This is a genomic window from Streptosporangium sp. CA-135522 (assembly GCF_050949235.1).
Classification (GTDB): domain Bacteria; phylum Actinomycetota; class Actinomycetes; order Streptosporangiales; family Streptosporangiaceae; genus Streptosporangium.
Genome location: NZ_CP192026.1, coordinates 162,320 through 177,781 on the forward strand (window position 1 = coordinate 162,320; position 15,462 = coordinate 177,781).

19 protein-coding genes and 1 tRNA gene are annotated in these 15,462 nt (G+C 66.9%); 5 read left to right on the forward strand and 15 right to left on the reverse strand.

All coding sequences use genetic code 11. The annotated features are described in order from the left end of the window. Positions 1–81: 81 nt before the first annotated feature. Both ACQPYK_RS00825 and ACQPYK_RS00830 read right to left on the reverse strand, forming a co-directional pair. Entirely contained in the window at positions 82–927 is an 846-nt protein-coding gene (locus ACQPYK_RS00825; RefSeq protein WP_433248605.1) for a MauE/DoxX family redox-associated membrane protein, read from the reverse strand. A 5-nt stretch (positions 928–932) separates the two neighbouring features. Beyond that, positions 933–1,883: a hypothetical protein gene (locus tag ACQPYK_RS00830; RefSeq protein ID WP_433248608.1), complete on the reverse strand. Its 951-nt coding sequence runs from the start codon at positions 1,881–1,883 to the stop codon at positions 933–935. A gap of 246 nt (positions 1,884–2,129) precedes the next feature. Here ACQPYK_RS00830 and ACQPYK_RS00835 point away from each other — a divergent pair, with 246 nt between their 5' ends. Beyond that, the gene (locus ACQPYK_RS00835) at positions 2,130–2,699 is read left to right on the forward strand and encodes a SigE family RNA polymerase sigma factor (RefSeq protein WP_433258661.1); all 570 of its coding nucleotides are present in this window, start codon (positions 2,130–2,132) and stop codon (positions 2,697–2,699) included. A 107-nt stretch (positions 2,700–2,806) separates the two neighbouring features. Here the strand turns inward: ACQPYK_RS00835 and ACQPYK_RS00840 are convergent, their stop codons facing one another. After that, positions 2,807–3,286 (reverse strand): MarR family winged helix-turn-helix transcriptional regulator, encoded by a 480-nt coding sequence (locus ACQPYK_RS00840; RefSeq protein WP_433248611.1) that lies wholly within the window; start codon positions 3,284–3,286, stop codon positions 2,807–2,809. 102 nt (positions 3,287–3,388) lie between these two features. On the opposite strand from ACQPYK_RS00840, the gene ACQPYK_RS00845 reads away from it, so the two are divergent. Further along, positions 3,389–3,949: a YceI family protein gene (locus ACQPYK_RS00845; RefSeq protein ID WP_433248614.1), complete on the forward strand. Its 561-nt coding sequence runs from the start codon at positions 3,389–3,391 to the stop codon at positions 3,947–3,949. Positions 3,950–4,254: 305 nt separating this feature from the next. Then, positions 4,255–4,344, forward strand: a tRNA-Ser gene (locus tag ACQPYK_RS00850). 84 nt (positions 4,345–4,428) lie between these two features. On the opposite strand, the gene ACQPYK_RS00855 is transcribed toward ACQPYK_RS00850, so the two are convergent. From ACQPYK_RS00855 to ACQPYK_RS00905, 11 genes are all read right to left on the reverse strand, one after another. Continuing rightward, the gene (locus ACQPYK_RS00855) at positions 4,429–5,775 is read right to left on the reverse strand and encodes a tyrosine-type recombinase/integrase (protein ID WP_433248617.1); all 1,347 of its coding nucleotides are present in this window, start codon (positions 5,773–5,775) and stop codon (positions 4,429–4,431) included. Continuing rightward, positions 5,775–5,975 (reverse strand): helix-turn-helix domain-containing protein, encoded by a 201-nt coding sequence (locus tag ACQPYK_RS00860; RefSeq protein WP_433248620.1) that lies wholly within the window; start codon positions 5,973–5,975, stop codon positions 5,775–5,777. Before ACQPYK_RS00860 ends, ACQPYK_RS00855 begins: the two co-directional genes overlap by 1 nt. 1 nt (position 5,976) lies before the next feature. Next, positions 5,977–7,695: a replication initiator gene (locus tag ACQPYK_RS00865; protein ID WP_433248623.1), complete on the reverse strand. Its 1,719-nt coding sequence runs from the start codon at positions 7,693–7,695 to the stop codon at positions 5,977–5,979. Further along, positions 7,692–7,886: a hypothetical protein gene (locus tag ACQPYK_RS00870; RefSeq protein WP_433248626.1), complete on the reverse strand. Its 195-nt coding sequence runs from the start codon at positions 7,884–7,886 to the stop codon at positions 7,692–7,694. The genes ACQPYK_RS00865 and ACQPYK_RS00870 overlap by 4 nt, the downstream gene beginning before the upstream one ends. Further along, positions 7,886–9,349, reverse strand: coding sequence for an FtsK/SpoIIIE domain-containing protein (locus ACQPYK_RS00875; protein ID WP_433248629.1), 1,464 nt, complete (start codon positions 9,347–9,349; stop codon positions 7,886–7,888). The genes ACQPYK_RS00870 and ACQPYK_RS00875 overlap by 1 nt, the downstream gene beginning before the upstream one ends. An 87-nt stretch (positions 9,350–9,436) precedes the next feature. After that, positions 9,437–9,763: a hypothetical protein gene (locus ACQPYK_RS00880; RefSeq protein WP_433248632.1), complete on the reverse strand. Its 327-nt coding sequence runs from the start codon at positions 9,761–9,763 to the stop codon at positions 9,437–9,439. Then, positions 9,760–10,209, reverse strand: coding sequence for a plasmid replication, integration and excision activator (locus tag ACQPYK_RS00885; RefSeq protein WP_433248636.1), 450 nt, complete (start codon positions 10,207–10,209; stop codon positions 9,760–9,762). The genes ACQPYK_RS00880 and ACQPYK_RS00885 overlap by 4 nt, the downstream gene beginning before the upstream one ends. 112 nt (positions 10,210–10,321) lie before the next feature. After that, positions 10,322–11,059, reverse strand: a complete 738-nt coding sequence (locus ACQPYK_RS00890; protein ID WP_433248639.1) for a GntR family transcriptional regulator — start codon at positions 11,057–11,059, stop codon at positions 10,322–10,324. Positions 11,060–11,214: 155 nt separating this feature from the next. After that, positions 11,215–11,463 (reverse strand): hypothetical protein, encoded by a 249-nt coding sequence (locus ACQPYK_RS00895; RefSeq protein WP_433248642.1) that lies wholly within the window; start codon positions 11,461–11,463, stop codon positions 11,215–11,217. Positions 11,464–11,513: 50 nt separating this feature from the next. Continuing rightward, positions 11,514–11,828: a hypothetical protein gene (locus ACQPYK_RS00900; protein ID WP_433248645.1), complete on the reverse strand. Its 315-nt coding sequence runs from the start codon at positions 11,826–11,828 to the stop codon at positions 11,514–11,516. A 290-nt stretch (positions 11,829–12,118) separates the two neighbouring features. Further along, complete coding sequence (locus tag ACQPYK_RS00905) at positions 12,119–12,904, reverse strand: GntR family transcriptional regulator (protein ID WP_433248648.1); 786 nt, start codon at positions 12,902–12,904, stop codon at positions 12,119–12,121. Between the two features lie 72 nt (positions 12,905–12,976). Here ACQPYK_RS00905 and ACQPYK_RS00910 point away from each other — a divergent pair, with 72 nt between their 5' ends. Further along, positions 12,977–13,429 (forward strand): NUDIX hydrolase, encoded by a 453-nt coding sequence (locus ACQPYK_RS00910; RefSeq protein ID WP_433248651.1) that lies wholly within the window; start codon positions 12,977–12,979, stop codon positions 13,427–13,429. Between the two features lie 615 nt (positions 13,430–14,044). Here ACQPYK_RS00910 and ACQPYK_RS00915 read toward each other — a convergent pair. Continuing rightward, positions 14,045–14,545, reverse strand: coding sequence for an RICIN domain-containing protein (locus ACQPYK_RS00915; RefSeq protein ID WP_433248654.1), 501 nt, complete (start codon positions 14,543–14,545; stop codon positions 14,045–14,047). Between the two features lie 311 nt (positions 14,546–14,856). Here ACQPYK_RS00915 and ACQPYK_RS00920 point away from each other — a divergent pair, with 311 nt between their 5' ends. Continuing rightward, positions 14,857–15,090, forward strand: coding sequence for a hypothetical protein (locus ACQPYK_RS00920; RefSeq protein WP_433248657.1), 234 nt, complete (start codon positions 14,857–14,859; stop codon positions 15,088–15,090). Positions 15,091–15,462: the final 372 nt, after the last annotated feature.

Here is a 15,462-nt window from a genome sequence, read left to right on the forward strand (position 1 = left end):
GACCTCTATATGGCTCTCTAGTGGGGAAGCTAGAGAGCCATATAGAGATGAATGCTGCGGCCTAGGAAAATCTAGGGCCGTCTAGTGAATCGCCGATACGGGGATAGATTCCGGCAGAGGCCCGATCTCGATCGGCCGCCCGTCGACGCCTACCATCGCCACCCGCACCGCCGGATGCCGCCCGCTCAGATAGACCGCGAAGACCACGTCGGCGGGGTCGCCCGCATGGCTGCGCCCCGGGTAGACGAAGAACCGCCAGCAGAGCTCCCGCCAGCTGTCGACCGGATCGGTGCTCGACAAGAGCTTCACGTGTGACCGCCAGGCCGCGCTCGCCCGCAGGCGGGCGAGCGCGGTCGCCGGATCCAACGGACGCTGTTCGCAGGGGGCGCGATGGCGGAGCCGGGAGGCCGCCTCCTCGATCTCCGGGGAGAGCGCGGCGAGCACCAGCAGCCCGCCGGCGACGGCCGGCACCTGGGACCACGTGAGAGTGGTCAGCGTCACCCAGCCGGGGACCGGCGGGGTCCAGACCGTTCCCAAGGCCATGGCGGTCAAGACCGCGGTGCGCCCCAGTGAGCGCAGCCCCACCGGGATCGCGCTCACCTCGCCGAAGCAGCCGCAACCCACGTCCGGGCGGCGGCGGCGCAGCTCCCACAGTACGTAGGTCGACACCGCGAAGAAGGCCGCGGCGCCCCATCGGAACAGGGAAAGGCCGGTCGACATCAAGCCGACCAGCAAGAACACCTCTCCGGCGGCACAGCCGAGCAGAGCGGGCCCGCGCCAGCGCTCGGCCACCAGCACCGCCGGCCCCAGCCTGCTCAGCCCGCCCGGTTCGGACTCGTTCATGACCGTCCGCACCTTGGCGAGTGCGCCCGCGACCAGCAGCGCGCCCAGCACCGGTATCTGCGCGGCGGAGATCGTCGCCCACATTCCTGTCACCCCAATCCGACCCTGGCGTTGAAACAGCCCTTGGTCAGGTCGCCGCCGAGCTCCACGAAGGCGGTCGCCGACAACTCCACGATCCGGCCCCGCGAAGAGGTGCCGCACTCCAGGCACCGGTCGCAGAACCGGCCGGCCAGGCAACCGCAGGCCACGATCGGCAGGACCGAGGTGCGTCCGGCGCACACGTTACGCACGTTGAGCATCGATCCCAGCGCGAGATAGGGCAGGCCGGTGCAGGACACCCCGGCGTCCTGGCAATCGGCGTCGGAGCGCTCCAGCATGGGGTAGGCCGCCCCCCGCTCGTCGCAGTCGAAGGAGTCCGACCAGGTGGCGGTGCCCGAGATCCGCGACTGCACGCTGCTGTAACCGGGCGGCGGCGAAGGCACGGCCGTCCACCGGTAGGGCGGTTGAGAGGTCGCCGGCAGCCGGGCCTGAGCCACGCCGTCCTCGCGAACCCCGATGGCGTCGAACAGGTAACCGGGCTCGAACTGCGGGTGCCGGACCCGTAGCCGTCCGGAGGAACGGTAGGGGATGACGATCGTGCGCCGTCCCCGGTGCGGCCCGCAGTACAGCTCCACGGTTCGATCCCTGGAGCCGGAGCCGACTGACTGGATCACTCCGGTGATACGAGTGATGTCCGCCCAGATCCGGTCCACCACCCGGCCGGACCGCAGCGCCCTGATGATCACATGGGCGCCCGGTGGCAGGTCGGCCGGGGCGACGGCCTCACCGCGCCAGGCCGTCGCCCACGGCGCGATGACGAGCCGTTCCTCGTGCCCCTCGGGGGTGTCGATGATGATCAGATGTGGGCTGACGTCCAGGATCTCGCCGGTGACCGACTGGAGGAGCTCGCCGTCGTCGGAGGCCGCCCCGGGCTCTTCGAGGGTGCGGCCAAGCGCGGCCGCCGCCAGAACGCGGCGGCGATCAACGCTGCGGTGCAGCATCGTCACTCCTCATGTTTCGCCGAGATTTCCCTGTTAGCGTCACACGGTCGCGGGAGTCGCGCCGTTCGCTTGCGTCAATAACTCGGGCAGGTGTCCGACGTCGTAGCAAAATTCCCATCCCCGGTACAACGCGTTGCCCCCCATCTTCGGGTAAACCCGTATCTGTCCCCCCTGAGGGGGTGATGGAGGACCCGGCCTGTTTTTGCCGTTGACGGGATGAAATATAGGTTCCGGTTCAGCCGAATTATGGGCTGCGGCTGCGATTCTGGCCACGAGACGCACCCTGACCACAGGCTGGTGATCGTGGTGACCGGCGGGACACACGAGGAGTTCCGCGAGTACGTCGTTACTCGCGGTCCTGTACTGCTACGCGTCGCCCACCAGCTCACCGGTCATCCCAACGACGCCGAGGACCTGCTCCAGGCGGCGCTGATCAAGACCTACCTCGCCTGGGACCGTATCCAGGACCGCGCGGCTCTGGACGCCTACGTACGCCGGGCGATGGTCAACATCAACATCTCCTGGTGGCGGCGGCGCAAGCTGGAGGAGTATCCCTCGGAGGAGCTTCCGGAGCCGGTTTTCCCGGGCGGCCACGGCTATCTGCCCGAGGAGGTGGAGCAGGCCCTTGAGCGGCTGCCCACCCGCATGCGGGCCGCGGTCATGCTGCGCTACTACGAGGACATGACCGAACCGGAGATCGCCAAAGCCCTGGGGATCAGCGTCGGCACGGTGAAGAGCACGGTCTCGCGGGCGATGGCCAAGCTCCGCGGTGACCTCACGATTCCGGAGCAGCGTCAGCTGGAGCCGCAGACCTAGCCGTCAGCCGTCAGCCGTCAGCCGTCAGCTGTGCCTGCCGGGCGGGCGGGCGATGGACAACGGTCCTGCCGGGCGGGCGTTGGACAACGGTCGAAAGAGGCCTGCCGTCATTCGGGTGGTGGGAGCTCGGCCCCTGCCGTGGCGCACGGCCGTACGGCGTCGCGGATGATCCTCAGCGTGTCCAGGAAGGCGCTGAGCTGTTCGGGGGTGAGCAGGCCGGTGAGCCAGGTCTCGATGTCGGCCAGGTGCTGGGGAAGCACGGCGTTGAGGCGGTCGGTGCCCGCCTCGGTGATGGCCGCGTAGGAGGCCCGGCGATCGGTGGCGCACGCCTGCCGCGCGACCAGTCCTTCGCGCTCCAGCCGATCCACGACCCGGGTCACCCCGCTGGTGGACAGGCTGGTCTGCGCGGCCAGATCGCTCATGCGCAGACGTTGTCCGGGCGAGCGTGCCAGCCGGATCAAGGTTTCGAAGTCGATGTCCGACAGCTTCACCGCCGAGAAGGACACATGCATCTTCGCCGCCAGGCCGGTGTAGGCCTCGACCAGCAGACCTACCGCCGTCAGCCGGGAGTCGTCAAGGGAGATCACTTCTACACTGTATCCGACGATAGTTGACGAGTGGAATATTCCTCATGTAGAAATATGTTGTCGCAATCATCCGCATGGCAAGTACATCTATCGGGAGTAGACATGAGCACTCGGACCTGGGAAGACCTTCGGATCCCCACCCCCGGAACCTTCGCCCTCGACGTCGCCCACACCCAGGTCGGTTTCATGGCCAAGCACATGATGGTGAGCAAGGTCCGCGGCGGCTTCAGTGACTTCTCCGGCACGGTCACCATCGCCGAGAACCCCCTGGACTCCTCCGCCGAGGTCACGATCAAGACGGAGAGCATCAGCACCGGCGGCGCCGACCGCGACGGTCACCTGCGCAGCGAGGACTTCCTCGCGGTGGAGAAGTTCCCCGAGATCACCTTCCGCACCACCCGCGTGGTCGGCTACTCCGGCGGCGAGTTCACCGTCCTGGGCGACCTCACCATCCGCGACGTCACCAAGCAGGTCGAGCTCACCGTCGAGTACGGCGGCGCCGGCACCAACCCGTGGGGCCGGGAGGTCTGGGGCTTCTCCATCACGACCGAGATCGACCGCGAGGACTTCGGCCTGACCTGGAACCAGGCCCTGGAGACCGGTGGCGTCCTGGTCGGCAAGAAGGTCAAGATCGAGATCGAGGGCGAAGCCAACCCCGTCTGATCTCCGTGATCTACTCGGGCTCCTTCCGTCCGGGTTTCCTCCGGGTGGAGAGGGAGCCCCTTCAGGCCCGGGTGAAGGGGGAGCCCCTGCGGGTCCGCCCACCGAGATTTCCTGTCTCGTGTTGCGAGAATCCCCAAGATCCCCAGCCCGCTCAGCTGGGAGATCTTGACTTTGTCCACAAGCTCGACCCAAGTTATCCACAGTTAGTGGATAACTTGGGTGCCCCGTTCTCGGCGACGCGATCATCAATCGCTTTGCCGCCTTGGCGGATGGCCGGTACTCTGTGCTGAGCCACACGGCAACCAGGAGGCTTCGCCTAGTCAGGTCTATGGCGCCGCACTGCTAATGCGGTTTGGGTTCATCGCCCATCCGGGGTTCAAATCCCCGAGCCTCCGCAGTTCAGAGGCCCTCTCCCGAGTTTCGGGAGAGGGCCTTTCTGATCTCTGGAAGCGTCATAGTTGCATCTCTAGTTGCAACGCTCAGGGTTTTCCCCAGAGTGCCGCGGCCAGTTGCTCCCCTGCCTCGCGCATAAGAGGTGTGGACACATGTGTGTACCTCTCCGTCGTGGTCACCCTCGTGTGACCGAGGACCTCCTGAACGACGCGGATGTTCACCCCCTGCTCGATGAGGAGCGTCGCGGCCGTGTGGCGAGCGTCATGCACCCGGACGTCTCGCACACCGGCCTGCTTGAGAATCGTTTTCCACACCTTCCAGTCCTCGGTGCGCTCGATCGGGCCGCCGTGCCGGGTGGCGAACACGAGGTCGTGATCCTCCCAGCGATCCCCCACCTTGAGGCGGTTCGCGGCCTGGAGCTTGCGGTGAGCCTTGAGCAGCGCGAGGAGTTCGGGCGGGCATTGAAGGGTGAGCTTGCTCTTGCCCTTGCGCTGCCGGAAGACGACGCCCCCACCCATACGTTTCGGGCACTTGTCGGCGTGGCTCGTACAGTCCTTGAGGCAGGTCCTCTTGAAGCAGGTGTGCCCCTGCTTCTTGCAGTCCTCCTTGCAGCCGGGGCTATGCCCGTGATCCCTGCACTTCTTCTTGCAGGGCCAGCGATGCCACCTCTCACCGCACTTATGAGGATCGGCGCAGCCGTGCCGCCACTCCGTGCGCTGGATCTGGAACCACGTCCTGATCACTCCGGTCTCCAAGTCGACGTACTGCCAGCGGAGCCCAAGCGCCTCGCCCTGGCGGATGCCGAGTGCGAGAGCGACCGACCAGCGCGCGCCGTTCCGCCGGGTGCCGGCCACGTCGAGGATGCTGCGGGCTTCCTCGCGGCTCAGCGGTTCGATCTCGGTGGGCGCGGCCGAGGGAGCGTCGACGAGGGTCGCGACGTTTCGCGTGAGCTTGTTGCGGCGCACAGCGATGGTCAGCGCCCGGGACAGGATGCGGTGAACCTTGAGGACGGTGCTCGTCGAGAGGTCTTTCTCAAGCATCACGGTGTAGGCGGTGTCGAGATGCTCGGGAGCGAGCCGGTTGAGCCGATGCCGGCCGAGCAGGGGAATGATCCAGTGACGGGTCTTGGACCGGTAGTCCGTCAGAGTGCGCGGCGCCATCTTGCCCGAGGCCACCAGCCGCACACAGATCACGTCGAGGTATTCGGTCATCCACTCGGCGACGGTGGGCGTACGGCCCGGCTTGGTGACCTGTCCGGACTCCCGGTTGTTCTCCAGATCGCTGACTTTGCGAGTCACCTCGGCCTCGGTCTTGGCCATCCGGTGACGACGATCGGGGGAGCCGTCCGGCTTGATCCCCATGGTGACCCAGCCGTGCCAGTAGCCGTCGTTGCCGAAGTAGATCGAGGATCGGCCGTCCGGCTTCTTCGCCATCACGCCGCCTCTTCCTGCGTCAGGCCCGCCTTGGTCTCCAGGGCACGGGCGAACTCATGGAGCGCCCACCGAGGGACCAGGCGGTATCCCTCGTCTTTGATCGACTTGAGTTCGCCGGTCTTGATCAGCCGGAAGACGGCGGTACGGCTCATGCCGAGCAGGGTCGCCGCGTCCTTCGGACGGTAGAACAGGGGTTCCATGTCAGGCCGCCTCTCCGATTGCCGAAAGATCTGGGACGGGTCGTCCGTCTGCTATGGCTTCGAATTCGAGCAGGCGTATTCGGGTGCGGTGCCGGTTGGCGACGCCGCGCAGCAGGCGTTTGGCCAGTGGGGTTCGGGTGGGGTCGGAAGTGGAGACCGGCCGCCACACGTAGCGGTGCGGGTCGGTGGTCTCGTCGGGCAGGCCGAGCATGTCGAGCACCCAGGCCCGGCGGTCTTGTTTGTGTTCGCGGAGGGTCTTGTTGGACCACTTGCGGGAGACCAGGACCCGGCGTCCGGCGTAGCCGAGATGGTCGGCCTTGTGCGCCTTGGACCGGCAGCGGCCGGGAAGCATGCCGGGCTTGGCGCCCTTGGGCTGCACGCCGTAGCGCAGCCAGTTCGGGCAGGTGGGCGAGCAGGGTTCGTAGCGCAGCGCCTCGACCATCCGAGCGGCGTGGTCACGGCGGGCGTGGTCGTCGGCGTCGGCGGGGTCGAGGGGGTCTCCGAGGCTCTTGGTGAGGTACTTGGTCAGGTAGCCGATGCGCTTGTGGGCGTCCGGGGAACCCGCCACGATGCCCTGTACGTCGACTTGGGCGCCGAAGCGGAGCACGTGCAGGGGTTCGGCGTCGTCGTCGGCGTCGAGCTGGTCGAGGGCTTGGTCCCAGGTGGGCAGCAGCTCGCCCGTGGCCGGGTCGAGGTAGTCGCCGGCCTGCCCGTCTGGGTACGGCTCGGCGCGGTCGGCCCGTTCGGTCCACACCGGCAGGTGGTCGCCTTCGAAGCGGACCTCGTCCACCTGGGGCCACCACACCTGGTGGTAGGTGGCGGCGGCGATCTGCTTGATCTCCGCACGGGGCAGGGTCCCGCGGATGGCCATGTGCAGGTGCGGGGCCAGCCGTTTTTGTGGTTCGACGGTGGCGAAGTATTGGACGTCGTAGCCGGCCACCCGGCGGAGGTTCTGCACGAAGCGGTCGACGAGCTTGGAGAAGTGCAGGGCGTCGCGGGCGGCGCGGGCGTAGTCGTAGGTGGCCGGGTCGACCGGCACGCCGTGGCCGGAGCGGATTTTGCCGTAGGAGGGCAGGGTGAGGGTGACGAACAGCGACGGCCGATACACCCTGCCGTCGGGCGCGACGAAGGTCCGCCCCAAGGTGGTGTCCTGCCGTGTCCGCTTGGGCAGGTCCGGGGCGTCCTGCCGACGGCGGGTGGAACGGGAGCGCTTGGCGGTGGCCCGGCCGCCCAGGACGGTCCCGCGCATCCCGGCGGCGTTGATCTCCGCATCAATGCCCGCGATCGCCTCGTCCCAGTCGGCGGTGTCCTCCCCCGTCTGTTCGGCTTCGTCGCGTTTGGCCTGCACGTCGGCGCGGAACTCGATCAGCCATCGCTGATCCTCGGTGGAGGGATGTGGTTCGGCGACGGGCTCGGCCTCCAGGTGCCAGCCCTCCCGGCATTGCGCCATCCGGAGTTGTTTGTTGCGTTTGGCGCACGGCGGGCACTTGGCCTCTTGGGTGGTGCCGCAGGGGATGTCGAGTGGTTCGGTTGTGCCGGTGTGGGTGTCCAGGCGGCGCATCTCGATGGGGCGGATGCAGACCCCGTTGAGTTTGGCGACCTCGACGGCGACGTCCAGGGCCAGGGGCAGGGTGTCGCGGACCAGGCGGGGAAGGGTGCGGTCGGCCCCGTTCGGCGGAGTGGCGGTCGAAGGAATGGGCGGGTGGGCGGTGTCGGTCACCTGGCCTCCTTCCGGGTGGGCACGTCGGCGCACAGCCGGTAGGCGTCGCCGTAGGGGACCTTGCGCAGGCGGGCGGTGTTCAGGTCGACGATCACGACCACTTCGGCGAGGTCGGCGCCGTCGACGGTCCGCATGCGGCGAAACGGCAGGGTGTCGATCTCGTCGGCGGTGCCATGGATGATGATCCTCATCAGGCCACCTCTCCGATCCGTGGCAGCGGCACGGGCAGGGGCAGGGTGTCGGCGGCGAACGCGGCGACCATCGCGCGGATGTCGGCGTCGCAGATGTAGCCGGCGCGGGCCCGCATCGGTTCGGGTGAGGTCTCCAGCCGGGTGTAGGCGATGCCCGCGCCGAGCTGCGGGTCCGGGGAGATCAGGTCGGCCAGCGCGCCCCGGTCCCGGGCGCCGTCGCCGTCGCCGAGGACCATGTCCACCTGCTCGGACTCGTCCAACCGGAGTGCGATCTTGTCGGGGAACAGGTTGCGGATGCTCAGCACGTCCTTGCGCGGGTCTTGGAGTGCGGCCAGCACGCCGACGCCGACCGCTCGCCCCTGTGTGGTGAGGGTGGCCAGGGCGGCGCAGATGCGCAGTTTGAGGCCCTTGTCGGATTGGTAGGCGGTCAGGAACGCCACCTCGTCGACCACCACCAGGACGAACGGGTCCTCCACGGTCGGTGTGTGGTTGCGCTGGACTCCGGCGAAGCGGCCCGCCCGCTCCTGCATCACCTTCACCGCGGCTTCCAGCAGGTCGGCGCAGGCGGCCGGGTCGGCGGCGTAGTGGTCGAACAGGTTCCGGCCGAAGGACAGCTCCATGAGTTTCGGGTCCAGCGCCCAGATCTGCACCAGTCCGGCCTGGACGGCGGGCAACAGGCCCCGGATGGTCGACCAGATGATCGAGCCCTTGCCCGCCCCGGTGGCCCCGGCGACCAGGACGTGAGTGCCGTGCACCTTGAGCCGCCAGGGGGTGCCGTCCTCCCGCGTGCCGATCTCCACCGGCCCCACCGACGACGTCTCCGGGATGGGGAGGGCGGGCAGCGGGGTGGCCAGCGGGTCCCGCCGGGGAAAGGCCAGCAGCAACCGGCCCGACCGGGCGACCGTGACCCGGCACGAGGTCGCGCCGAAGCCATGGGCGAGGTTGTCGATGCGGTCGGACCAGTCGGTGACCGCTTGGCCTTTGAGCATCTTCACCGTGACCAGGTCCGCCCACGAGGTGCAGGAGACGCCGAGCAGACCAGGCAGGTAGTCGCGGCCGTGGACCTTCCGGCTGAGGCCGGAGACGATCATCACCGATTGCCAGTGCCGCCGGTAGACCCACACCAGTCGCCACCAGGCCAGCAGCCGCCAGCCCACCCAGCGCAGGAACGAGGGACGGTCGACCAGGCCCCAGGCGGTGAGGCCGAGCAGGACCAGGGCGAGCAGGGCGGCGCTCCATTGCCAGCCGTAGAGGGTCCAGATCACGCCGGGGACGGTGACGGCGGTCGAGGCGATCGGGTGCCGCCAGAGGAGCCGGACGAGTCCGGCCAGTAGCCGCCAGGCGAAGATGACGAGGGTGACGATGGCCGGGGTGCGGACCACGGCCGGGCGGAACACCACGGCGGTGTCAGGGGTGGTGGAGACGAGGTGCTGCGCCTCGTCGCCAGGCAGTTTTTTGAACATTAGGCTGAGCTCTCTTCCTTGAATTCGCGTGAGAGGGAGAACCGAGGGGCCGCCGGGAGCTGCAACTTCCAGCGGCCCCGCTTCGTGTCAGGCCGTGACCTCGTCCAGGCCCGGCAGAGCAACCGCCGCCTGTTCGGTGTGCAGGCGCTCGCACTCGTCCCGGTAGCGTGCGGCGGCGTCGGCGATCTCCCGGGCCAGGTCCACATCGGCGGCGGTGACCGGTCCGCCGCCGGTGGTGGAGATCGACAACTGGCCTTCAGCACTGCCGAAGTACAGATAGGGCCGGATGCCGTGGACGTTCATCGCGAGGACCGACAGGTCGGCGGTGTGGAAGGAGACACCGAGCCGGGTGTTTCCTTCGTGGATGGACGCGGTGATGTAGGTGTAGGGCTGGTAGCTGTCGCGGGTGCTCACGCTGCGATCTCCTTGCTGGTCGTGGTGTCCTTGGCTGTGGTGGTGGTCTGTCGGGTCGGGGCGGTGGCCGTACGGGGTGCGCGCATCGCCTGCGCCCGGATGGACCAGGCCAGGCGGCCGGTGTTCTGGCCGACGTAGGCGGTGACGGTCATGGCGTCGAACTCGACCGGGGTGAACGGCGAGCCCGGCAGCGGTGCCGGGGGAACCGGCTGCACCGCCGACAGGATCTTGACGGCGATGGTCTTCTGTGCGGCCTTCACGGTGGGGTCGGCGTCCATGACCGCGATCTGCCACACCGGCTCTCCGGTGGTCTTGTCGCGGGCCTGGACGAAACGGCCGTTGGTGGAGGCGTCGAAGTCCTTGACCGGCTCGATCTCGCCGACGACGTAGCAGCCGTGCGGGAAGACCTGGTCGAAGCCGATCGCGATGGGGCCTTGGATAGCCATGGTTTGTTCTCCTGTCGTTCTGTCGCTAACTCGTACTGTCAAGTTAGATGGTATCCAGGAAACGAACACTCGACAATACGAGTTTCCGAGAGTCGCTGTGACTTAGGTCACATCACAGCGTGTAGGCGTCTTCCAGCTCATGCAGCGCGCCCGGAAGCGCGATGTCGACGACCAGCACCGGGCGGCCCGAGACGTCGAAGACCCGCGCCAGTACACCCAGCACCGCGGCCGACTTGCCCACTCCCAGCACCTTGACCTCGTCGGGCAGGGGATGACGGGCGGCCAGCCGTTCCACGACGTGATCCAGCCGCAGCCCTCTAGCCCCTTGGAGGTGCTGACGGACGCTCACCGTCAACGGCGTCGGACGGCCGAGGTCGGTTCCTTCGGCCAACTCGATCGGGCACCAGAAGGTGACCAGCTCACACGGTTCGTCGGCCTCGCTGAGCAGAACGCGGCGCATCATCACCGGCGTTCCCTCAGGGAGGGTCAACATCGCCGCGACATTGCCCGGCGCCGGCCGCGCTCCCGCCTCGATGACCGTTCCGCCCTCGCTGGCCTCCACCCGGTCGAGTACGGCCCGGCCCGGCCGAGAGGACTCACCCTCGGAGCCGGGCGGCGGGGTCTTCACATAGGAGCCCTTGCCGTGCTCGCGGTCGATGATCCCGCGAAGCTGCAACACCTGAAGCGCCCGGACGACGGTGGGGCGGCTGACCGCGAACTCGCGAACGAGCTGGGTCTCAGACGGCAACTGCGAGCCGGGAGGGTAGGTGCCGTCCGCGATCTTGCGCCGGATCGCGGTGACGATCTGCGCATACTTCGGAGGAGCGTACTCATCATCAGATACGGACATGACAACAACCCAACTACTCGACTTATCGTCAGCATAGACGCGGATGCTCGACTTGCATAGCTGATCAAAACGCGGGAGGGAAGAGTGTGGCGGTGCGGGCCCCTTGAGACCCCCTCCATCCATTCGGCCTCATCGACCGCGCCGCCACACTCGTTCTACCGGGCCAACCCGGACAGCAGCCGCGTCCAGATCGCCCGAGCCTCAGTAATCGACCACCGATGGGTCTCATGAACCTGCTGATCGCCTTTGAGCTGGACGATGCGCCGGATAAACGCCCGACCGCCGCCCTCGCACAGCTCGTACACCGGAGTCCGGCAGACGCAGGTCCACTCCCGCACCCGCACCCGCTCAAAGGTCTGATAGGAGTGCCGCCAGACCAGCCGCACATGATCGCGCTGCGCCATGCCCAGATGCGGACTCAGGCACTCCTCGGGCGGCGGAAGCACAGCGCCCCTTAGGCGTCCGACTCGGGCGACGAACCCGCCCTGCGGAGATCTCCGTAGCGGAACGCGACCCGGCGAGCGGCACGGGTCGGGTCCACTGCCGGATGCCATGCGTAGACGAAGCGCCTACGCCGATCGTCCCAACCGGTACGCCACCAGAACCGGTCCCCGTCACACCACACGACGAGCCCCACCCAGATCGACACCAGCGCCAGGCCGTACCCGTTGTGCACGTCGGCGGAGATCCCGCCACGCCGAAGTTCGGCCTGCAACGACTCGGCCGTCTCCAGCGGCGAGATGCCTCCCGCCGTGAAGGCCGCACTCACGACGGTCGTCCCTGCGAAATCTCCTGTGTGCGAGATCCCTGACATGTGGAGCAGTCGTCACGCGCACGGAGAGAAGGAGCAGCCTCACCAGGCCCGGCGACCAGGCCACGCCGGGGACTGACGTACTTCCACCCCCGTCCCTCACAGGACACACAGGTCGGCCATAAGGCTTCGCCCCTTCGAATCCGCCGATTCCTACAGCACCAGAGCCAGCCCCTCCAGACGTCTGCTCGTCTATAGGAGTTTGGGTGCAACTCCTTTATGACTCCTCTAGAGGAGTTCGTCAAGCGCTATCGGGCGGGAAGTTCGTACGAGAGCACGTAGGCATCGCTGGACATCACCGTGTCGCACACCTCCACGGCGCGACCATCGGTGGCGTAAGCCGTACGGATCAGGTGAAACACCGGAACGCCTGGCGCGAGCTTGAGCGCCCGTACCTCGTCGCGGAGCGGCATCCGGGAACGGATCTCTTCCTCGAAGTGATCCAGCCGGTAGCCCAACTCCTCCAGCCGGGCATAGATCCCACCCGGGCCACTGTCCGGCTGCGCGATCTGCGTGTCCCGGGCGATCTCTGCCGGGATGTACGACACGGCCGTCTCCACCGGCTGACCGTTAATCAGGTACCGACGCGACCGGGCGATCACATGATCTTCCGAGGTGATCCCGAGCCGTTCGGCCACGTCCACCGCCGGCCGCTCTTCGGTGATCTTGATGGAGTCGACGGTCGGTTTCCCGCCTGCTCCCTCGGTCTCCGCGATAAATGCGGCCTTGCCCTGCTCCCGATGCCGACGGGCGAACCGGTCCGAAGCCAGCCGGCGGACCGGAGGATGAGAGCGGACGAAGACGCCACGCCCGTGCTCGGCGACGGTCAGGCCTTCACCCTGGAGGACCTGAAGCGCGTTGCGGATGGTCATCCGCGCGACGCCGTAATGTTGCATGAGCTGAGCTTCTGAGGGCACCTTGTCACCTTCGGCGAGAGTGCCCTGTTCGATCGCATGCCTGATGTGATCGGCGATCTGCCGGAAGACGGCCCGGTCGCTGGTCGGGTCCAGATCCGGAAACGGCAGCTCGGCCACGACCACTCCTCAACTCGTACATACATGTACCGCAGTTCGAGAATAGCGATCAGCAGCCCCGGAGGACATCCGATGGATCACCACAACACGCAGCACTCCGTCAGCGTGGCAGGCGTGATCATCGACGATCAGGGCCGCGCACTCCTCACCCAGCGCCGCGACAACGGCCACTGGGAAGCACCTGGCGGAATCCTGGAACGCGACGAGGACATCACCGCCGGCCTTCTCCGCGAGATCCACGAAGAGACCGGTCTACATGTCGAGCCCGTCACTCTGACCGGCGTCTACAAGAACATGACCCGCGGTATCGTCGCCCTGGTCTTCCGCTGCAAGGTCATCGGCGGCCACCTCACTGAGACCGACGAGACCCGCGCCTTCCGCTGGGTCACCGCGGATGAGGTCCAAGAACTCGCATCCGAGGCATTCGCCATCCGCGTCCTCGACGCCATGCACCACGACCAGGCACCGGCCATCCGCCACCACGACGGCACTCGCCTACTTGGGGCGTCGCAGCCTCACGAGTGACATTGCCGAATTGTTCTTATGGGTATCAAGGCGGCGGCGCGGCGCGCCGCCGCACGGCCCGCCGCCCGCCCGCCGTCCGGGCATGCGGCCTGGGGGCCGGTCCCGGACGGCGCGGGACTCAGGGCCGCGCGCCGCACCCCGCGCCCGCCATACACAACCAACCCGCCGCACCGGGGCCGCACCGCCGCCCAGTCGCGAGAACTTCGACCACCGGTCCTGATCTCTTCCGGGCTCTTCGAGTGCTTTCGCCTTCGCGCCGACCGCTCAGCTCTTCTACTGTCAGTGGTAATGGGTGAGCGTTTTGCACCCCTCCGCACAGAGCGATCAAGAGGTGGCTATGTCGGTGTGAAGTAGCAGTGGATGTTCACGAGTTTCAGCAACACTCTGCGATCTTCGCTCTGGCGGAATGTTGGCGAGAAGCGACAGCACGGAGGACAGACCAAGTACGCCTGAAAGGGGCAGCGGTGCGCTGAGCCACTGATCAGAGCGGCTTGCATGTCGGGACAGGTCGAAAGGGGCGTCCGAAGCCGTCTCCATGGCTCCGGACGTCCCTTCTTCGGGTTGGGCCTGGTCAGAGGGTGCTGGCTTGCTGTGTTGCCGCGCCCTGAAGTGAGGTCAACGGACGTCGAACGAGTGAATCTGGTAGGGATCTGTGTCACAGGCATACAGCACGGCGTGGATGGGCACGGCGGTGGTAGCTGGGCTCAGGCACAGGTTTTGGGCCACGTTGCGCAGCCGGTATCGATGGGGCTTGGCGGAATCGATCATGGTGAAGATCTGCTCCTCCCACCGGGGATCGCACGGACGCTGCTGGATGGCCTCCCCGCCGCCGCCTATTAGGGTGACGCACATGTCGCTGTGAAGATTGCGCATCATGAAGGTGTCCTTGGTGACCGGATCAATGGCCCACTTCTGAGCCAAGTCGTTGGTGTCGGTCTGGTACTGGAGCCCAGCACCGCCGACCACCGAGTTGCCGGAGACGCCCAGGACGGCGCCGCTCTTCCAGTCGCGGATCTTGGTGCCGCTCAACGGCCCCGTCGCGTGGGCGGTGCCCATCCCGAGGACGGTCGCACTGAGCGCTACGGCGACCATGGCGCAGGCAGATCGAATGCGCATGAAGGACTCTCCGTTCCAATCTAATCACAGCATGTGATCAATCAGATACGGACTGTACTTCAGTCGGGGAGTCCCCCCATCAACGCCACGACGGAGTGACTCGACTCGCCCGAACAGAACGGGCCGCTGCCCCTTTCAGGCGTACTTGGTCTATCCCCAGCACCGAGCGCAGCCGACCCGTGTCCGCCCAGTTCCCGGTGCGTACGGGGCCGCTGTCAAAACTCGGCGACAAGGACAGGCGGCGAGCGCTGTTAGCTCCCGCCTACAGCCGCTGTCAGTTCTCACCGAGAGAACCAAAGAGGAGAAGCACAGTGAGTGTATTCGCGTGGATCGTGCTGGTGGTGCTCATCGGGGCGGGCGCAATCTGGATTCGAGACATCGTGAAGTCCAAAGGCCGGCCCCGCCGCACACGGATATCCTCACGACCAAGCCTCTGGACCGGTGCTCATCTCGATCAAGCCAATGGCAGCGTCGAGGGGGTCATGCTCCTGGACCAGGAAGCCCGGCAGGCTCACGAACGTGAGGCTGAGAAACTGGCGGACTAACCCCCTGATCCCCGAGCGACGGCGGCAACACGGCACCGAGTCAATACCGCCCTGACGATCGCCATGCGGTGGCTGATCTCCGTACAGGGTTGGGGGCGATCGACGGTCCAGGGCTTCGTTCCTCAGCCCCGGCCCACCGGGCAACAGAGCTAACGGGGAGAGCAGCTCCCGTTGCATTTCCCGTTGCAATACAGGGGGGTCAGGGCCGTTCAGGAGAGACCGCTTGCGCCCGCTGGCCTGCATTGAACCGCCCGGAACAGCATGAGGGCGATCTTTTAATCCGCAGGATCACGATTGGGGAGTCCAGGCTGCCGATCATGAGCAGATGCTTGGCGAGCCTCTGGTCTAGTTGCAGTCTTAGTTGCAATCCAA